The organism is Methylococcus sp. S1M, from assembly GCF_051295855.1.
Classification (GTDB): Bacteria; Pseudomonadota; Gammaproteobacteria; order Methylococcales; family Methylococcaceae; genus Methylococcus; species Methylococcus capsulatus.
Map to the genome: position 1 here is coordinate 268,195 of NZ_JBPDXO010000003.1, position 14,899 is coordinate 283,093.

At 61.2% G+C, this 14,899-nt stretch carries 15 protein-coding genes; 3 read left to right on the plus strand and 12 right to left on the minus strand.

Going from position 1 to position 14,899, the window contains the following annotated elements; genetic code table 11:
* Positions 1-3 precede the first annotated feature (3 nt).
* The 9 genes from ACSHWJ_RS07760 to pap form a co-directional block, all read right to left on the minus strand.
* Positions 4-477, minus strand: coding sequence for a F0F1 ATP synthase subunit B (locus ACSHWJ_RS07760; RefSeq protein WP_010959381.1), 474 nt, complete (start codon positions 475-477; stop codon positions 4-6).
* A 62-nt stretch (positions 478-539) separates the two neighbouring features.
* Positions 540-785 carry a F0F1 ATP synthase subunit C gene (atpE, locus tag ACSHWJ_RS07765; protein WP_010959380.1) on the minus strand — a complete coding sequence of 82 codons (246 nt, stop codon included), beginning with the start codon at positions 783-785 and terminating at the stop codon, positions 540-542.
* A 55-nt stretch (positions 786-840) separates the two neighbouring features.
* Entirely contained in the window at positions 841-1,620 is a 780-nt protein-coding gene (gene atpB / locus ACSHWJ_RS07770) for a F0F1 ATP synthase subunit A (protein WP_010959379.1), read from the minus strand.
* Positions 1,621-1,647: 27 nt separating this feature from the next.
* Positions 1,648-2,019 carry an ATP synthase subunit I gene (locus tag ACSHWJ_RS07775; RefSeq protein WP_218796736.1) on the minus strand — a complete coding sequence of 124 codons (372 nt, stop codon included), beginning with the start codon at positions 2,017-2,019 and terminating at the stop codon, positions 1,648-1,650.
* 55 nt (positions 2,020-2,074) lie between these two features.
* Positions 2,075-2,923, minus strand: a complete 849-nt coding sequence (locus ACSHWJ_RS07780; protein ID WP_010959377.1) for a ParB/RepB/Spo0J family partition protein — start codon at positions 2,921-2,923, stop codon at positions 2,075-2,077.
* A 21-nt stretch (positions 2,924-2,944) separates the two neighbouring features.
* A complete protein-coding gene (locus tag ACSHWJ_RS07785) occupies positions 2,945-3,733 on the minus strand; it encodes a ParA family protein (protein WP_432539595.1) in 789 nt (262 codons plus the stop codon).
* The gene (gene rsmG, locus ACSHWJ_RS07790) at positions 3,734-4,366 is read right to left on the minus strand and encodes a 16S rRNA (guanine(527)-N(7))-methyltransferase RsmG (protein WP_256996341.1); all 633 of its coding nucleotides are present in this window, start codon (positions 4,364-4,366) and stop codon (positions 3,734-3,736) included.
* A complete protein-coding gene (gene mnmG, locus ACSHWJ_RS07795; protein WP_218796734.1) occupies positions 4,366-6,243 on the minus strand; it encodes a tRNA uridine-5-carboxymethylaminomethyl(34) synthesis enzyme MnmG in 1,878 nt (625 codons plus the stop codon). Before mnmG ends, rsmG begins: the two co-directional genes overlap by 1 nt.
* A gap of 83 nt (positions 6,244-6,326) precedes the next feature.
* Positions 6,327-7,799 carry a polyphosphate:AMP phosphotransferase gene (gene pap, locus ACSHWJ_RS07800; protein WP_218800727.1) on the minus strand — a complete coding sequence of 491 codons (1,473 nt, stop codon included), beginning with the start codon at positions 7,797-7,799 and terminating at the stop codon, positions 6,327-6,329.
* Positions 7,800-8,122: 323 nt separating this feature from the next.
* Here pap and ACSHWJ_RS07805 point away from each other — a divergent pair, with 323 nt between their 5' ends.
* The 3 genes from ACSHWJ_RS07805 to ACSHWJ_RS07815 are packed head-to-tail and all read left to right on the plus strand — an operon-like array spanning position 8,123 to position 12,769.
* Positions 8,123-9,052: an SPFH domain-containing protein gene (locus ACSHWJ_RS07805; RefSeq protein ID WP_010962296.1), complete on the plus strand. Its 930-nt coding sequence runs from the start codon at positions 8,123-8,125 to the stop codon at positions 9,050-9,052.
* The gene (locus tag ACSHWJ_RS07810; protein WP_218796733.1) at positions 9,049-9,492 is read left to right on the plus strand and encodes an NfeD family protein; all 444 of its coding nucleotides are present in this window, start codon (positions 9,049-9,051) and stop codon (positions 9,490-9,492) included. Before ACSHWJ_RS07805 ends, ACSHWJ_RS07810 begins: the two co-directional genes overlap by 4 nt.
* A gap of 40 nt (positions 9,493-9,532) precedes the next feature.
* Positions 9,533-12,769, plus strand: a complete 3,237-nt coding sequence (locus ACSHWJ_RS07815; protein ID WP_435920145.1) for a DUF748 domain-containing protein — start codon at positions 9,533-9,535, stop codon at positions 12,767-12,769.
* Between the two features lie 6 nt (positions 12,770-12,775).
* On the opposite strand, the gene ACSHWJ_RS07820 is transcribed toward ACSHWJ_RS07815, so the two are convergent.
* Genes ACSHWJ_RS07820 through ACSHWJ_RS07830 form a run of 3 tightly spaced genes read right to left on the minus strand, consistent with a single transcriptional unit; the run spans position 12,776 to position 14,728 of the window.
* The gene (locus tag ACSHWJ_RS07820; protein WP_432539597.1) at positions 12,776-13,534 is read right to left on the minus strand and encodes an HvfC family RiPP maturation protein; all 759 of its coding nucleotides are present in this window, start codon (positions 13,532-13,534) and stop codon (positions 12,776-12,778) included.
* A complete protein-coding gene (locus ACSHWJ_RS07825) occupies positions 13,527-14,378 on the minus strand; it encodes an HvfB family MNIO-type RiPP peptide maturase (RefSeq protein WP_432539598.1) in 852 nt (283 codons plus the stop codon). Before ACSHWJ_RS07825 ends, ACSHWJ_RS07820 begins: the two co-directional genes overlap by 8 nt.
* Positions 14,379-14,404: 26 nt before the next feature.
* A complete protein-coding gene (locus ACSHWJ_RS07830) occupies positions 14,405-14,728 on the minus strand; it encodes a hypothetical protein (RefSeq protein WP_010962291.1) in 324 nt (107 codons plus the stop codon).
* Positions 14,729-14,899 lie beyond the last annotated feature (171 nt).

The following is a 14,899-nucleotide window of genomic DNA, read 5'->3' on the forward strand; positions in this document are numbered from 1 at the left end:
TGTCTAGCCCAACTGCTTGCCGAGGCCGGCGAGGATTTCCTTGTGCTTTTTCTGGTCGACCTCCCGCTGCAGGATCTTCTCGGCGGCACTGATCGCCAGGGCAGAAACCTGTTTGCGGAGTTCTTCCTTGGCATTCTCCAGCTCGCGGTCGATCTCGGACCGGGCATTGGCGAGGATACGCTCACCCTCGATCTTGGCCGCTTCCTTGGATTCGTCCACCAGGGCATTGGCGCGCTTTTGAGCCTGGTTCACGATCTCCGCAGCCTGGTCTTTGGCCTCCTTCAAGGCGGCGGTCGCGCGCTTCTCGGCAAGCTCCATTTCGTGCTTGCCTTTTTCGGCGGCAGCCAGACCTTCGGCGATTTTTTTCTTGCGCTCTTCCAGCGCTTGCAACAGGGGCGGCCAGACGTACTTCATGGTGAACCACACCAGAAGCGCGAATGTGACCATTTGCCCAAATAGCGTGGCATTGATGTTCACGGCGCTGTCCTCACTTGCTTGAGTGCTTTCGCTAGGGTTCCAACCGTATGCGAAGGGTCAGCTTACTTCACGAACGGGTTCGCGAAGGTGAAGAAGAGAGCGAGGCCGACGCCGATCATGGTCACTGCGTCGAGCAGACCCGCAACGATGAACATCTTGACCTGCAGCATCGGTACCATTTCCGGCTGACGGGCGGCGCCTTCCAGGAACTTGCCGCCGAGCAGCCCAAAGCCGATGGCGGTACCCATGGCGCCCAGGCCCAGGATGATGCCGACAGCAATCGCGGTCATACCGTATACAGTTTCCATTTTTCCTCCAAAAGGTCAGTTAAAGTGATTTAGAAAGAAGAACCGGGAGCATCCCTTAGTGGCTTTCGTGCGCCAGACTGAGATAGACGATGGTCAGCACCATGAATATGAACGCTTGCAGCGTGATGATCAGGATGTGGAACACCGCCCAAGGGAAGCTCAGTGCCGGCTGCACCCACCAGGGCAGCAGCGCGATCAGGATGAAGATCAATTCGCCCGCATACATGTTGCCGAACAGTCGCAAGCCGAGAGAGACCGGCTTGGCCAGGTACTCGACGGTGTTCAGCAACAGATTGAAGGGGACCAGCGCCCAGTGGCTGAATGGATGGAACAGGAATTCCATCGCGAAATGGCCCGGGCCCTTGACCTTCAGGCTGTAGAAAATGATCAGGAAAAACACCGAGATCGACATGCCGAAGGTGGCGTTGAGGTCGGTGCTCGGGACCACGCGCAGATATTCGAGGCCGATCGCCTTGCCCACGTCCGGCAGCAGGTCGACCGGCAGGAGATCCATGGCGTTCATCAGGAAGACCCAGGCGAAGATACTCAGGGCCAGCGGCGCGATCAGGGCGTTGCGGCCATGGAAACTGTCCTTGACCTGGGTGTCGACGAACTCGACGATCATCTCGACGAAGTTCTGGAAAGGACCGGGCACGCCGGCCGTCGCCTGTTCGGCGGCCTTACGGAAGAAAAACAGGAACACCGCGCCGAGGAACACCGAAAAGAACAGCGTATCCACATGCAGTGTCCAGAAACCCTCACCGGAAGAGAGGGGGGTCAGGTGATGGACGATGTAACCGGTGGCGCCACCGGCATCGTGCGCTTCTGTCGCCATTGTCAGCCTTGCTCTAGTTGTTCAAATTCATTGCAGCAGGGCGATCCAATACACCCCGAGTGCCACCATAAATCCGGAGAAAAGCGGCAAAAATTCCAGTTCGCGGAATTGGAATGCCAGGAAGAACAGGACGCCGGTCAAGACGAGCTTCATGGACTCGCCGACATAGAAGGCCCGTACGATGTCGCGGGCACTCCGGGTCGGGTCGAAGAAGCCGAAACGGAGCGCGAAGAACGCATTCGGTACGAATGCGATCAGCCCCCCTGCAGATGCCGATATTGCTGTTTTCCATCCGCCCGCAACGTAGGCAATCACTCCGCAGGCAACCATCACGACGAGTTGCCAGCGGATGATCCGTCGTACCCCCCCGTACAAACGCCCGCCCAACATTTCAGGCATCCCCGCACAAACGCCGCGGCATCATAGCAGCGGGTTTTCCAAAGATCAAACCGGTTCAGCCTTCGAAGCGCGCCAGCAAACCCTCGAGCTGCTCCAGGCTGGCATAGGAGATGACGAGCCTGCCCGCCCCTTTTGCGCCATGCTGGATCCGGACGCCGGCGCCCAGGCGCTCGGTCATGCGACGTTCCAACCGGGCGATGTCGGGGTCGACGACCTTGGCCGGCTTCGGACCGGCGTCGGCGGCTTTCAACAGACCATTCACCAGGGACTCGGTTTCCCGCACGCTCAGGCGCTTTTCGGCCACACGCCGGGCGGCTTCGCCCTGCTGGCCGTAAGGCAGGGCGAGCAGGGCCCGGGCATGGCCCATGTCGATCTCGCCGGCACGCAGCAGTGCCTTGGCATCGGGATGCAAGTCGTTGAGGCGGTTGAGGTTGGTGATGGTGACGCGGGACTTGCCGAGGGCATCGGCCACTTGCTGATGGGTCATCCGATGCTCTTCCAGCAGACGCTGGATCGCCTCGGCTTCTTCCAGCGGATTCAAATCTTCGCGCTGGATGTTTTCGATCAGCGCAATGGCGAGGGCGGCTTGGTCCGGCACTTCGCGCACCACGACCGGCACCTCGCGGACGCCGGCGAGCTGGGCCGCGCGCCAGCGCCGTTCGCCGGCGACGATCTGGTAACGCCCCGGCTCCGCGGAACGCACCACGATCGGCTGGACGATGCCCTGCGCACTGATGGAGTCGGCAAGTTCGCGCAACTTGGCAGAGTCGAAATCCTTGCGCGGCTGAAACGGGCTCGGTTCCAAATGCTCGATGGGGAGTTTGCGCAAAGACTCCTGCTTCGGATCCAGCCTGGCTTCTCCCAGCAGGGCTTCCAGGCCCCTGCCCAGGGCGGGTTTCTTCATGCTCGTCGATTCACTCGTTTTCTATGCGGCGGCGGTCTTACGCTCGTTGCGCCGGACGATTTCACCGGCCAGCGCCAGATAGGCCAACGCCCCCTTGGAACTCTTGTCGTGATACATGACCGGCACGCCATGACTCGGCGCCTCGGCCAAGCGGATGTTGCGAGGGATGACGGTGCGGAACACACCGTCCGGGAAATGCTCGAGGAGTTGTTCGGAAACCTCGTTGGCAAGCCGGCTGCGGGTGTCGTACATCGTGCGCAGCAGACCTTCCACCGCCAGCCGGGGATTCACGGTCGCGCGGATCTTGCCCAGGGTGTCCATCAGATCGGACAGGCCTTCCAGCGCGTAGTACTCGCATTGCATGGGGATCAGCACGCTGTCCGCCGCCACCAGGGCGTTGACCGTCAGCATGTTCAGGGAGGGTGGACAGTCGATCAGGATGAACCGGTAACGGCCGAGACAGGGTTCGAGCGCCTCCCTCAGGCAACGGTCGCGTCCTTCGATCTGCAGAAGATCGACCTGCGCGGCCGCGAGGTCCGAATTGCTGGGAATCAGATCGAAACCCGGCCCATCGAGTTCGATGATCGCTTCGGACACCGGCGCCTGCCGGATCAGCACCTGGTAGCTGGACCGGCTCAGCGAGCGCTTGTCGACACCGCATCCCATGGTCGCGTTGCCCTGGGGATCAAGATCGATCAGCAGCACTCTGTTTTTCGTGGCCGCGAGCGATGCCGCCAGATTGACACCGGTCGTGGTCTTGCCGACCCCCCCTTTCTGGTTCGCGATTGCTATGATCTTTGCCTTGCCCATTTACGAATCCTGCCCTGTCGGCTTCAGTTCTGCAAGATGCCTTTCCGCTTCCACGCCGGGCACCCGCAGCCGATGGATGCCGACCGCGACGCCGGCCGGCAGGTCGCCGAGTTCGGCCTCGGGCCGGCGCCCCTTGAGGGCCAGCACCGTACCGCCGGTCCTGAGCAGGGGTGCCGCACCGGTCCAGATTTCCGCCAGCGAGCCATAGGCCCGCGCCAACACGCAGTCGAAACCCTCGGCATCGGTGAAAGATTCGATCCGCGCCTGCACCGGCACGACATTGGCCAGGCCCAGTTCGATCACCGCCTGCCGGACGAAACGGATCTTCTTCGCGTTGCAGTCGAGCAGTACGAATCGCCGCTCCGGCTGCACGATCGCCAAGGGAATGCCCGGCAGTCCCGGGCCCGTCCCCACGTCCAGCACCCGCCTGCCATGAAGGAAGGATGCGATCGAAAGGCTGTCCAGGAGGTGAAGCCGCACGCCTTCGCAGAGGTCTTCGATGGCCGTGAGACTGTACACCCGGTTCCATTTGCGCAGCAGTTCGAGAAATCGAAGCAGACGTTCGCGCTGATCGCCCCCGGCATCCGACCCCAGTTCGCTCAGGCCCCGCTCGAGCATCGCGTTCGGAGACATCACGCAGCGCCGGTTCGGCGCAGGTGTACCAGCAGCAGCGAGATCGCCGCCGGCGTGATGCCCGGGATACGCGCCGCCTGGCCGACGGTGGCGGGCCTGACGCGGCCGAGCTTTTCCCGCACTTCGCTGGAGAGCCCGACGACCTTGCCGTAATCCATGGAGTCCGGCAATTGCCAGGCGTCGTAGCGCCGGACGCGTTCGATTTCGGCCTGCTGGCGTTCGATGTAGCCGGTGTACTTGGCTGCGATTTCCACCTGTTCACGCACCGCCCTGTCCATGCCTTCGAACAGCTCCGGAGCATGGCCGGCAAGGTGTTCCAGCCCGACATCCGGGCGTCTGAGCAGTTCCAGCAGGCTGGCTTCGCGTTGCAGCGGTATTGCGGTGAGCGCGTTCCAGCTTTCGGCTTGACCGCTGTCGGGACGGATGCGCCGGGCGGCAAGACGCGCGCCCAGCGTCTCGATGGCTTCGCGCTTGGCTTCGAATGCCGACCAGCGGACATCGTCCACCAGTCCCAGGGCGCGGCCGGTTTCGGTGAGACGCAGGTCGGCATTGTCTTCGCGCAGCACCAGGCGGTACTCGGCGCGGCTGGTGAACATACGGTACGGTTCGGAGGTGCCGCGGGTGATGAGGTCGTCGACCAGCACGCCGAGGTAGGCCTCGTCCCGGCCCGGCCACCAAGGTTCCAGGTCACGCGCTTTGCGCGCAGCGTTCAAACCCGCCAGCAACCCCTGCGCAGCGGCCTCCTCGTAACCCGTGGTGCCGTTGATCTGGCCGGCGAAAAACAGGTTCTCCATGTGACGTGTCTCGAGCGAATGACGGAGGTCCCGCGGGTCGAAGAAATCGTATTCGATCGCATAGCCGGGGCGGGTGATCCGAGCGTCCTCGAACCCCTGGATCGAGCGCACCACGGCAAGCTGGACGTCGAAGGGGAGACTGGTGGAAATGCCGTTGGGATAGATTTCCAGGCTGTCGAGACCTTCCGGCTCGACGAAAATCTGGTGTGAATCGCGCTCGGCGAAGCGCACCACCTTGTCTTCGATGGAAGGACAGTAGCGCGGGCCAATGCCTTCAATCACGCCGGTGAACATCGGCGACCGGTCGAGACCGGCACGAATCAGCTCATGGGTACGTTCGTTGGTACGGGTGATGTAACACGATACCTGAGGCGGGTGCTCCTCGCGCGTGCCGAGGAAGGAAAACACCGGCGTGGGGTCATCGCCCGGCTGTTCCGCCATCCGGCTGAAGTCGACGCTGCGGCGGTCGATGCGCGGAGGGGTACCGGTCTTCAGCCGGGCGACCTTGAACCCCAGATCACGCAGACGCCGCGCGAGATCGGTCGCCGGCGGATCGCCCGCCCGGCCGCCATCGTAGTTTTCCAGGCCGATGTGGATGCGTCCGGCCAGGAACGTCCCGACGGTGAGCACCACGCAGCGGGAACGGAACTTGAGGCCCATCTGGGTAACGACCCCGGCCGCTCTGCGACCTTCGACGATCAAGTCGACCACGGTCTGCTGGAACAGGCTGAGGTTTTCCTGGGCGCTCAGGCCCTCGCGCACCGCCTTGCGGTAGAGGCTGCGGTCCGCCTGTGCCCGGGTCGCGCGCACGGCGGGCCCCTTGCTCGCGTTGAGGATGCGGAACTGGATACCTGCCCGGTCCGCCGCCCGTGCCATGAGGCCGCCCATGGCATCGATTTCCTTCACCAGATGCCCCTTGCCGATGCCGCCGATGGCCGGATTGCAGCTCATCTGGCCCAGGGTCTCGACGTTCTGCGTCAACAACAGGGTGCGCGCACCCGTCCGCGCCGCGGCCAGGGCGGCCTCGGTGCCGGCGTGTCCGCCGCCGACCACGATCACGTCGAACTCATCGTCGAAAAACATCGGGGACTCCACCGGTTCCAGCCCGGTTGGGAATGGCTTGAGGGGGGCGGAGTTTACCAGATTTTTCATGCCGTTAGGCAAATCTAGCCATTCAGCTCCCGCTGATACGCCCTGCATAGGATGCGGAACACTTCGATCCGGGCGTGGTATTTGTCGTCGGCAGCGACGAGGTGCCAGGGCGCATGGATGGTGCTGGTCTGGGTCACCATGTCGTTCACCGCCAATTCATAGGCATCCCACTTCTCCCGGTTGCGCAAGTCTTCCTCGGTGATCTTGTAACGCTTGTAACGGGTCTGCTCGCGCTCGCGGAACCGTCTGGCCTGCTCGTCCTTGGAGATATGCAGCCAGAACTTGAGCAGGATGATGCCGTGGCCGGTCAGTTCCTCCTCGAAGTCGTTGATTTCCGAATAGGCACGATGCCATTCCTCTTCGCTGGCGAAACCTTCCACCCGTTCCACCAATACCCTGCCGTACCAGCTCCGGTCGTAGATGGTGACGTTGCCGTCGCGCGGCAGGTGCCGCCAGAATCGCCAGAGGTAGTGGTGCGCCTTTTCCTCGTCGGTCGGCGCCTGGATCGGAATGACCCGGTAGTTGCGCGCATCCATCGCCGGCGTGATCCGGCGGATGACGCCGCCCTTGCCCGCCGCATCCCAACCCTCGAACACCAGCATGGCCGAGCGCTTCCGTTGCCGCGCCAGCCGGGTCAGGCGGCTGATCTTGGCCTGAAAGGCGGTTTTTTCCTCCTGATAGGCTTTTTTTCCGAGTCTGGCTTTCAAATCCACTGTGCCAAGGATGCTGGGGCCGGGACTCGAAACCGGCGGTTCGGGTTTGACGTGTTGCTCCCGGACACCTTCGAGGCGGGCGGTGATGCACTGGGCCAGATGACGGCCGATGGCGATCCGCCGGTAATGCGAATCGTAGCCGTTGACCAGGAACCACGGGGCCTCCGGGGTATTGGTCGCCCGTAGCGCCTGCTCCGCGATCACGACAAATTCGTCGTAAAGCTTGAGGTGCTCGTGCTCGGTTTCGGTGATCTTCCAGCGGGTCTCGGGATCGCTCTCGGTCTTCTCGATGATTTTGCGCTGCTGTTTCTTGCTCAGATGCAGCCAGCATTTGACCACCACGGTGCCATCGTTGGTCCAGGCCTTTTCCAGACGGTTGATGTGGGCCAGTTCTGCCAAGAAAGCAGCCTCGTCGATACGCGAATACAGCCGGTCCGCAAGCGGCGGACCGTACCATCCGACCGAGAAAATCCCGATCCGGCCCCGCCGCGGCTGAGCCATCCAGTAACGCCAGTGGTTCGGACGCTCCCGTTCGTCTTCCGAAGGCCTCCCGAAGGCATGGGTCTCCATGTAGCGCGGGTCCATCCATTCGTTCAGCGTGTGGATGATGTCTCCCTTCCCCGCGCAATCCAGACCCGCCAGTAGGAACACGACCGAGATCCTCGCGGGTTCGATCATCTGCTGCAAATCCAGAAGTTGCATCCGGAGATCGGGAAGCTGGGCGGCGTAGGAGGTTTTGTCGAGCCTGGACTTGAGTTCTGCGACTTCGAACATCGGCGCGGCTCCTGGAGGCGGAAGGGAGAGGGGAAAAACCGGGTCGTTCCCTGTGCATAACGTGTGCGGTCGCTCGCGATGCCCGGATGGGATCAAGTTATCCACAATCCATCTACATGTCAGCCTCGTTTTACCAACATTTTCGGCTCCCGCCCAACCATTGGATTCATATGAAAAAAATGCGTTACCCACCGTTTCGTTCCAGGCCAATCGTAAATCAGATCTCTTTCTTCGAAGAACTTTTTGCATCTGACCATGTGGACCGGTGAGCGATCAAGCTATCCTAAACATGCCCGATTCCCCGACTTCCATGAGAGACGCACATGTCCGGCTTTGCACTGTTCGTTCTGTTTTTCTTCGTCCTTTGCATCATCCTGGTGGTGCTCAGCGTCAAATTCGTACCCCAGGGAACCGAATACACGGTGGAACGCTTCGGCAAATACACGAGGACGCTGAGTCCCGGCATCAACTGGATTCGTCCGGTCATCGATCAGATCGGCGCCCGGCTGAACATGATGGAGCAGGTGCTGGACGTCCCCTCGCAGGAAGTGATCACCAAGGACAATGCCATGGTCACGGTCAACGGAGTGGTGTTCTACCAAGTGGTGGACGCCGCAAGGGCCGCTTATGAAGTCAACAACCTCCAGTTCGCCATCATGCAACTGACCATGACCAATATCCGCACCGTCATGGGATCGATGGATCTGGATGAGTTGCTCTCGAAGCGGGACGAGATCAACGCTCGCCTTCTCACCGTCGTGGACGACGCCACCACCCCCTGGGGCGTCAAGGTCACCCGCATCGAAATCAAGGATATCGCCCCACCGCAGGACCTCGTCGATTCGATGGCCCGGCAGATGAAGGCCGAGCGGGACAAGCGCGCCGCCATCCTGGAAGCGGAAGGTCATCGCCAGGCCGAAATCCTCAAGGCGGAGGGCGAAAAACAGGCGATGATCCTCGAAGCCGAAGGACGGCGTGAAGCGGCTTTCCGCGACGCCGAAGCCCGCGAAAGGCTGGCGGAAGCCGAGGCACGCGCCACGGCTCTGGTCTCCGAGGCCATCGCCAAGGGCGACATCCAGGCCGTCAACTATTTCGTCGCCCAGAAATACGTCGAAGCTCTGCGCGATGTGGCCGCCGCGCCGAACAACAAGCTCATCCTCATGCCGCTAGAGGCCTCCAGCCTGCTCGGTTCCCTGGGAGGCATCGCCGAGCTGGCTCGGGAGAGCTTTGGCGCGCCCAAGGTCCGCCAATGACCGGGTTCAGCCTGGTTTTCTGGCACTGGTGGACGCTGGGTGCCCTGTTGCTGATCCTCGAGCTCCTTCTCCCGGGGATGTATTTCCTCTGGATGGCGGAAGCAGCGCTGCTGACGGGTGCGGTACTCTGGCTGCTCCCCGGGCTGGGGTGGGAAATCCAGCTGCTGGTGTTTTCCGTCCTTTCTCTGGCCAGCATCTTCGTCTTCGAAAAATTCATCGGCCGCAAACCCATCGTTTCCGATCGGCCTTTGCTCAACCGCCGGGCGGCGCAATACATCGGGCGAACCCTGATGTTGGAGCAGCCCATCGTCAATGGTATGGGGAAAATCCGTATCGACGACTCGATTTGGCGGGTGCATGGGGATGATTGCCCCGCCGGTACCAAAATCAGGGTGTGTGACGTGGACGGCGTCATTCTGAAGGTCGAGCGGGTCGATTGATTGCCGTCATTTGAATCCTGCGTCTGCGGGTCTTTTCGAAATGCATTTCGAATTCATTCGGAATAAACGCCGACGCGCCATCGTTTGTCCGGCGGTCTGGTTTTTGTTCCTCGTCGTCTTGTATGCGGCTGCCGGATTATGGATCGTTCCCTATTGCCTTAAAGCCAGGTTACCGGAGATTGCGGCAGCGCGATTGCAGGGGTCGCTCCGGTTGACGGAGGTCAGATTCAATCCCTTTTCAGGCAGGTTGGAGTTCGATCAGATGGCATTGGCCACCCTCGATGGCCAATCCGCCCTGACGGCGGAGCACGTCTTTTTCGATATCGCCGTGGCGGCCAGCCTGAGAAGCGGGTATTTTGTGGTGGAGGGCATGGCGGACCAGGTCGGTCTGCGTATATGTCTGGATGCCAAGGGGGTTTCCAACTGGACCAAGCTCATGGGAGGGACCGGAGAGTCGCCTCCTCCACGGGTGCCTTTTGGTGTCGAACGATTTTCCATCAGAAACGCTGGCGTGGAATTCTTCGAGGAAGGTAGCAAGGTCCACCTTAACGCCTCGGAGGTGAATGCCGATCTTTACGGTCTGGGTCCGGATTTGAGCGAGCCAGCGCGCCTGGAAATGAAGGCTTCCATTGCAGGCCGGGCGGAGGTTCGCGGCAATTCGGAACTCACGCTGATTCCTTTTCATGTGAATCCAGTCGTCTACCTGGATGATTTCGACCTGACATCCATCGCGGCTTATCTCGAAGGGATGGGCGTCGTGATCAAGCAAGGAAGGATGAAAGGAAATCTGGCGTTTGAATATGGATCGGATGAGGCAGGACAAGTGTTCAGGCTGGGTAAATCGAATCTTATATGGCATGACGTTCGATGGGGCATGAAAAACGGTCCGGACGCAGATTGGGAGGTCGACGACATCCGCCTCGACGGGCTGGAATACGATGGTGCCACGGCGACGCTGAGGTTGGCCAAGTCACATATAGATACCCTGGCAGTTGCTTCCCGGACTGGGGTCAAGGTCCGGATTCGTGACGCGGATGTGGGAAAGCTGTCGCTCGATTTGTACAGGTTTTCGGCGCAGGCCGGGAGCATCGCCATACGTACCGTCGACCTGACCCAGGACCGCGGGTCTGGAAGCATGGCGGCGGCAGTTTCCAATCTCTGGTCCAATGGTTTGGAATGGAGTGGAACCCGGCTGGCGGCGAGAGGATTCGGATGGGAGGGCATGAGGCTCTGGGATTCTTCCGCGACCTTGGGTGAACCACCGGAGATTCGTTTCAGAAAAATGTCAGCGGACGATGTGGCGGCCGATTTCGTAAAAAGGTCTTTTTCGATGGCCAAGTTCGATTCCGCCGATGCTGAAATCAGTGCCTGGATTTCGCCAAAAAGGGAATTCGAAATTCCTGGTTTTCTCGGTGACTGGGCCGGTGTGATACGTCCTGGCTCTTCTAACGAAGGCTGGGCGTTCAGTCTGGGGGAAGGAGTGATCCGAAATTACCGGCTCAACCTCGCCGACCATGGCGTCGATCCGCCAGCCCGTATCAGCCTCGATGATTTGGAAATACGGCTCCAGGGAGTGGATACTCGGCAGGGAAAATTCGCGCTCCGTCTGGAATCTGTCGTGGACCGCAAGGGCAGGATCAGCGTGCAGGGTTCCGGGAGTTTCGATCCACCGGAAGCCGAGCTGCGCCTGCAAGTGGAAAACCTCGGTCTGCGGTCGTTCCGATCCTATCTCGACGATTTCGCCCGGATTGATCTGGCCAAGGGACGGCTCAACCTCGAAGGGGGGCTGGCATACCGTCCGGTCGGGAACGACGTTCGTTTCAGCGGAACGGCCGAAATCGCCGGCCTGGTTACCGTGGACAGGAAGGATGGAAGGGATTTCATTCACTGGCGGTCCTTGCGCGCGGAAGGACTGACACTGGAAACGTCCGCGAACCGGCTGAGCATACGCCAACTGGTCGCCGACAGGCCCTATGCCCGTATCGTCGTGAGCCGGGAACGTACGCTCAATTTGATCGAAAATCTGTTTCAGCCGCGTTCGAAGCCCGCTGCCCCGTCTGGGCAGGCGAGCCGGCCGTTCGCGGTCACGGTGGGTTCCCTCCTGGTTCGCGATGGCTCCGCGGATTTTTCCGACCTCAGTCTCCAGCCGAGCGTTTCCGTCGATATTCGCGGTCTGACCGGTGTCGTCCAGTCTTTGTCGTCCAGGCCGGACGCCGAGGCGGAAGTCTCGATCAAGGGCAGCATCAGCGATACCTCACCGGTGACCATCAGCGGCCGGATCAACCCGTTCCTGTTCGGTACCTTCGCCGACCTCAGCATACGCTTCAAGAACGTCGATCTCACCGAACTCTCGCCTTATTCCGCCCGCTTCGCCGGTTATCGCATCGACAAGGGCAAGGCCGACCTGGATCTGCATTACCGGCTTCGCGACCGGAAACTGCTGGCCGACAACAACCTGGTGTTCGACCATCTGACCCTGGGTGAGCGCGTCGACAGCCCGGAGGCGACTTCCCTGCCGGTGAAGCTCGCGGTGTCCCTGATGCGGGGGCTGGACGGCAAGATCAACATCGATTTGCCCATCAGCGGCAATTTGGACGATCCCAAGTTCAGCATCACCGGCTTGTTGACGAAAGCTGCCGTGGGGGTGATCACCAAGGTGGTCAGCTCGCCGTTTTCAGCGATCGGCATGTTGTTCGACGGCGGCAGTGACGATGCCGGCTCGATCGATTTCCGTCCTGGTTCGTTCGAACTGGAGGGTGCCGAAAAGAGTAGGCTGGACGAACTGGCGACAGCGCTTTCGCAACGCCCCGGCCTGTCCCTGGAAATCCGCGGAACGGCCCGGAGCGGCAGGGATGCGGGCGCGCTGGCAGAACAGCAGTTGCGGCGGCAACTGGAGAATGCCAAAGCCATCGAACTGCGTCTTGCTGGAGGAGACCGAGACAGGGCGCCGGCCGGTTCCTCGGTCCTGTCCGGGGAGGACTATCGCCGCTTGTTCAGTCACTTCTACCGTCTCCGTTACCCCGGAGCAGCGGAATGGGCGGCGTTGCCGCGAGGCGAGCGGGTGCTTGGGGGGGAGCTTTTTGAAAGCGCCCGGGGGAAAGTGTTGAAGGACTGGTCCATCAGCGAAATCGATCTGCGCCGACTGGCGCAGGCGCGCGCCGCGGCAGTACGCAGCTATCTCGTGCAGAAAGGGATCGAGCCGACGCGGATTTATCTGCTCGACGTGGAACTGACCCCCGGTGACGGTGACACCGTCGCCCTCTTGAGTCTGAGTTGAGGGCTGTCAGATGAAGCGGAGAATGCCGCGCTCGTGGAGGTCTGCCAGTACCGGCTCGACCTGCCGGCTCAGGATCAGGGTATCGCCGCCGGTTTCTGCCGCCAGCCGTTCGACATGTTTCCTGAGCGTGGAGGTCCCGCTTTCGCCGAACCGTTCCAACAGGCGATACAGCAGTGGTGGGCACTCCAGAAAGTGCACCCGGTCGTCCCGGCCGCGGTAGACCAGAAGGAAGCTGGGTATTTCCGGGGGGGAATCCGGCATGAAATCCGGACCGATGCGGTGGACCGGGTACCGGTAGGCCAGTCGCCAGGCCAGAGGGGAAATCTCCACGCTTCGGTCCAGCCAGTCTGGCGGCAGGCCGTCTGATCGCGAAAACGCCTCGGCAGGATGGATGGCCAGAGCGAGTTCGACCCATTCGTAATGGGCGAGTTCGAACAGAAAGGGAGGGTCGTCCCCGCCTGCTTTCCGCTCTTGTTCGAGATAGGCGAGGAATTCCTCGCCTATCTCGGAGAAATACGGGGTGGTGCAGACATGGCAGGCGAAGAAATCCCGTACCAGCGCATTCCAGCGCTCCTCGCCCAGAATCCGTTTGATGACCGGAAAGCCGTGACCGATGAAACTTTCGATGTTGTTGTACAGCAGTTCCTGATAGATCGCGATCCGCTTGGAGGGGATGCCGGCTGGAGCGGGATGCCGTGCAGGATCCCGGATGTGGGAGGCGAAAGCTCGCTGCAGGCGCTGAAAGGCGAATCCGGTTTCAGCCATGACACAGTTTGGGTTCGGCCGCCGGTCGTCGCTGCATGGCTCGGATCGTACCGAGCTCGTCCAGCAGTCTGGACAGAGGAGGGATGTCGAAGTCCCGTTCCAGCAGTGTAGGGAAAACGCCGAAGGTCTCATAGGCGGTGCCGAGCAGTTCCCAGACCGGGTCCACCACCGGCGCGCCATGGGTGTCGATCAGGAGATCCGGTGCTTGTACGTAGTGGCCCGCTATGTGGGCATAGACGATGCGCTCGGGTGGCAGGGCCCGGAGGAAGGCCGTCGGGTCGTAGCCGTGATTGACACTGTTCACGTAGATGTTGTTGACATCGAGCAGCAGGTCGCAATCGGCTTCCGCGAGCACGGCGTTGAGGAAATCGATCTCGTCCATTTCCTGGCCCAGCGCGGCGTAATAGGAAATGTTCTCGATGGCGATGCGCCGCTCCAGGATTTCCTGGACCCGGCGGATGCGTGCCGCGACGTAGTCCACCGCGTCGGTGGTGAACGGGATCGGCAGCAGATCATAGAGATGCCCTTCGTCGCTGCAGTAGCTGAGGTGCTCGCTGTACAGTGAGATGGAATGGTATTCCAGGAACGCCTTGAGTTCGGTGAGAAAGGCCCGGTCCAGAGGCGTCGGTCCGCCGAGGGAGAGCGTCAGTCCGTGGCAGACGAACGGGAAGCGTTCGGTCAGAGAACGAAACAGGCGACCGTTGCGGCCGCCCATTCGCATCCAGTTCTCGGGCGCGACTTCATAGAAATCCACCGATTCCGGCGGATCGGCGGCGACAGATTCGATGAAGTTGCGTCTGAGGCCGAGGCCCGCGCCGCAAATGCCGGTGGGTCGGTCGCTCATCCCGCGCGGCGCAGCCCGTAGGAAATTCAGGGTTTGGGGGTCTCGGCCGGAGCGGGAGCCGGGGAGGCACCATCTTTCTTCATGCCGGCGCACTTGCCTTCCATCGCCTTGGTGTCGGTGCTCTGCATCATCGAGGCGCCGCACTTCATCTCCGGGTTGTTTTTCATCACCTCGGCGCCGCATTTCATTTCCTTCTGCTCTTTGCCGGCTTCGGCGACCTGCATGTAGCCGCTCGTTAGTTCCTTGGCGGCGAAGGGGTTCTCGGCGGCGACGGTACCGGCCGACAGGGAGGTGGCCAGGGCGGTGCCCACGACGGTCGACAGCGAGGTTTTCTGGAATTTATTGCTCATGGCAGCTCAAATCCTCCAAGGTAAGTAATCATGCACGATCGAGGCATGCATTTGGTTAGACAACGCCGGAGCGAAAAGTCATCATGAATCGCCGAAGCCATTGTCCGGGGCATTCTCCCCTGCGGTTATTGTCACACATGGCCCACACCTTGGGTACTCCGAGAGTATGCT

Bases quoted from the DNA above. Each gene is read 5' to 3' on its own strand.
- atpE (WP_010959380.1), bottom strand. From the start codon at position 785: ATGGAAACTGTATACGGTATGACCGCGATTGCTGTCGGCATCATCCTG.
- atpB (WP_010959379.1), bottom strand. From the start codon at position 1,620: ATGGCGACAGAAGCGCACGATGCCGGTGGCGCCACCGGTTACATCGTC.
- ACSHWJ_RS07775 (WP_218796736.1), bottom strand. From the start codon at position 2,019: ATGCCTGAAATGTTGGGCGGGCGTTTGTACGGGGGGGTACGACGGATC.
- ACSHWJ_RS07780 (WP_010959377.1), bottom strand. From the start codon at position 2,923: ATGAAGAAACCCGCCCTGGGCAGGGGCCTGGAAGCCCTGCTGGGAGAA.
- ACSHWJ_RS07785 (WP_432539595.1), bottom strand. From the start codon at position 3,733: ATGGGCAAGGCAAAGATCATAGCAATCGCGAACCAGAAAGGGGGGGTC.
- rsmG (WP_256996341.1), bottom strand. From the start codon at position 4,366: ATGTCTCCGAACGCGATGCTCGAGCGGGGCCTGAGCGAACTGGGGTCG.
- mnmG (WP_218796734.1), bottom strand. From the start codon at position 6,243: ATGTTTTTCGACGATGAGTTCGACGTGATCGTGGTCGGCGGCGGACAC.
- pap (WP_218800727.1), bottom strand. From the start codon at position 7,799: ATGTTCGAAGTCGCAGAACTCAAGTCCAGGCTCGACAAAACCTCCTAC.
- ACSHWJ_RS07805 (WP_010962296.1), top strand. From the start codon at position 8,123: ATGTCCGGCTTTGCACTGTTCGTTCTGTTTTTCTTCGTCCTTTGCATC.
- ACSHWJ_RS07810 (WP_218796733.1), top strand. From the start codon at position 9,049: ATGACCGGGTTCAGCCTGGTTTTCTGGCACTGGTGGACGCTGGGTGCC.
- ACSHWJ_RS07815 (WP_435920145.1), top strand. From the start codon at position 9,533: ATGCATTTCGAATTCATTCGGAATAAACGCCGACGCGCCATCGTTTGT.
- ACSHWJ_RS07820 (WP_432539597.1), bottom strand. From the start codon at position 13,534: ATGGCTGAAACCGGATTCGCCTTTCAGCGCCTGCAGCGAGCTTTCGCC.
- ACSHWJ_RS07825 (WP_432539598.1), bottom strand. From the start codon at position 14,378: ATGAGCGACCGACCCACCGGCATTTGCGGCGCGGGCCTCGGCCTCAGA.
- ACSHWJ_RS07830 (WP_010962291.1), bottom strand. From the start codon at position 14,728: ATGAGCAATAAATTCCAGAAAACCTCGCTGTCGACCGTCGTGGGCACC.